This window comes from Rhodoblastus sp., assembly GCF_052145335.1.
In the GTDB taxonomy this organism is placed as follows: Bacteria; Pseudomonadota; Alphaproteobacteria; order Rhizobiales; family Beijerinckiaceae; genus Rhodoblastus.
This window is the reverse complement of the sequence record NZ_JBKQOU010000166.1, coordinates 1-2,676: the sequence shown is the minus strand read 5'-3', so window position 1 is coordinate 2,676 and position 2,676 is coordinate 1. Positions and strand designations below refer to the sequence as shown.

At 57.3% G+C, this 2,676-nt stretch carries 2 protein-coding genes; both read right to left on the bottom strand.

Annotated features, from left to right (window positions below):
* Window positions 1–1,726 (bottom strand): caspase family protein (locus ACLP2E_RS11115; RefSeq protein ID WP_442465957.1); only part of this gene is annotated, 1,726 nt, incomplete at its 3' end.
* 104 nt (window positions 1,727–1,830) lie between these two features.
* Window positions 1,831–2,676, bottom strand: an 846-nt coding sequence (locus ACLP2E_RS11110) for a hypothetical protein (RefSeq protein WP_442465956.1), incomplete at its 5' end; no start/stop codon positions are given.

Here is a 2,676-nt window from a genome sequence, read left to right as displayed (position 1 = left end):
AATTGGAACGCGCCCCAGCCGAAGGAGGCAGCCGCGGCTCGATCGGCTTGTTCGGATTTCCTCCGTTCGAGGGCCCTGTAATGGGCCCCGGCGAGACAGGCCGTTGAGTTTGCACCATAGGGTTGTTGGAGGTAATCGGTGCAGGCCTGATCTGGCTTGATGGGTTGGTCGGGATTGATGTCCCTGGGGAAGAACCGAGTGATCCCGCCGGAGGATTCAATGGTTTGAAGCTCGCCGCTCCGCCGGGTTGCGGGTCGCCACTTCTGGACGGATTGGCTGGCGCCATCGCAGGCTCGTAATGTGAAGAAGTAATCGGCTGAAAACTCGTCGGGCTGCGGACGGTGGTATTGACTTGCGGACTGCTTGAAGCGGCTGGTCGAGCCATTCCTCCAATATTGCCTCCGCCGCCAATTGTGGCGGGTCGTGTGGCGGCTGCCCATGAAGGACGAACGATCGCGCCAGTCGCATGTGGCAACTGTCTTCCAATCGCAGCTGCAACGGGCAACGCGACTGCCGCGGCGACTATTGGCGAGATGGGAGGCAGCCCCAGCTTCGGCGGCGGTGGCATCAAATCCGCAGGCATGCTTGCGCTAGATGCGATCATTTCTACCTGGGGCGGCAAAGGCGGCGGTAGGTCATTGTAGACAATGGCGTCGAAGCTGTCGGGTGGCGTCGGGTTTGCGCCGAGAGCCGCCAACTTTTGACGCGCCACCTCAACGTTGCCGCCATCCGGATACGTTTTGATATAGGTCCAGTATGCTTGCGGTGTGTCCGTGAGAAGAGTGCGTAACCAAATTTCGGCTTCCCGCCGGACTGCAAGATTGTACTGGATCGTCGGGACGGCTTCGTCTTCGGGAAATTTGATAAGATACGCCTGGTAGTCGATGATCCTATCGGAAGCGATAACGCTTTTGAAAGCCTCTTCCCGCGCCATCGAAGCGAGCTTCACTTCTGTTCCGTCCGAGTGAGTAATGCTGGGGAGGGCGGCCCCAGCAGGTGGCGGAAAAAACGCAAGAGTTTTTTCGGCGAGCTTGTCGTCTTCCCAAGGCATTTCACGGTTCTGGCTTTCCTCGAAGACACGCTGACGAGCGAGAGCGAAGAAGTCTCCAAATGAGGCGACAGGCTGCTGAAGCGTGTCCAGGAAGGCACGAAGAAAAAATCCTGTGGGAGGCTGTGGCTCCAGAAGAGCACGACCCGGGTTCTGATTGAACGCGATCAAAAATCCATTAGGCGCGCTGATGATTGCAAGGCCAGGACTGAATAACTTATCACCAGCTAATTGTTCGGGAGGCGCCGCGGCGTCGACAACGATTATGCGCGCTTTGGCAGGAACGAGTTGCAACACTTTGACGAGATCGGTCAATCGATAGCCGTTCAGCTCGACGTCGGTAGCGCGATCGAGCGGAGCGCCGACCGGCAGCAATAGGTTCTCTCCATTGAGCTGGGCGACCCGTCCGCCGAGATAGACTAGAATCGTTTCGGCGTCCCCGGCCTGGGTCGCTTTCGCAATGAGAGCACCGATCTTTTCGCGGATTAGTTGCTGTTCGAGATCGGCCCCGCTATCGACGGAAAAACCCGCGCTCTCCAGTGCTGTCGCGAAACGGGCTGCATCCGCCGTGCCCGTTACGAGGCGGGCCCCGCGGTAGTCAGACTGACCGATAACAAGTGCGAAGCGTTGAGCAGCGGGGTCGCCAGACCGTTCCAGCGGCGCGTCCTGTGCGCTCACACCGGTGGCAACAAGGCATGCAATGAGCACTGAGAAAACGCGGCGAAAACCGATACTCGACGCTTCCGCTCGGGATGATCGTTTGCGAGGAGCTGCGCGCATAGCTATAGCGACCCCGCGAAAGAGTTGTTGCCTTCGTAACGCACTTTGAAGGTCTTCTTGTGATCTTTGAACACGCCGTAAATGGCGTCCACGAGATCCTCCGGATCGAATTTGTCTGGATGTTCGAAACGGATCTCTACCGACTTGTCATTTGTTCCGTCCGGATCAACGATTGTCTCCGTCCCGGGAAGTACCTTTGTCACCGCATTACGTAGTGCGCGGATCTGCTCCCGGTCCCTCTGAGTTAAGCCCACGATTTTAACCGAATACTGTCCCACCAGTTTAATATTTCCTCCAGAACTTGGCGCTCCTGCCTGTGGCGTTGCAATGGTCAGAAGCCTCGCACTGATGTCGCGGTAAACTTGACGCGCGAGTTCCGTCGCCTGCATCGGCAGCAATTGGCTGCGGCGAACCTCCTTTGGCGTCTGCACATCCCGGGGAACCCTCTTGGTGTTTAGCACGGGGACGTTGGCGAGTTCCTGACGGGCTGACGAGTCCTTCTTGTTGTCCAGGAGTTTTATGCGCGCCTTCAGCACATAATTTTCGAAGACGCTCCGTCCGGCGCCACCGACGCTGCCGATGTCAGATTGGCCGTCGTCATAGCTGATGTCGAGGATGTTTAAATAGTAATCGAATTCTCCCTGCGCCTCGGCTTGCTCTTCGGCGCCGCGAGCGATCACCTTGAAGCCCGAGTTCACAAATTCGGCTCTGATGCTATCGATAAGATAGCGCGTCGCCTCATTGTCCGTTTCCTGGTAACCGAGGATAAAGCGATAATTTTTTTCGGGAGCCGACACCGTTGCGCTCATGATGCGCTGGACATCGCTTTTCAAGGTTCCCAGTTTGAA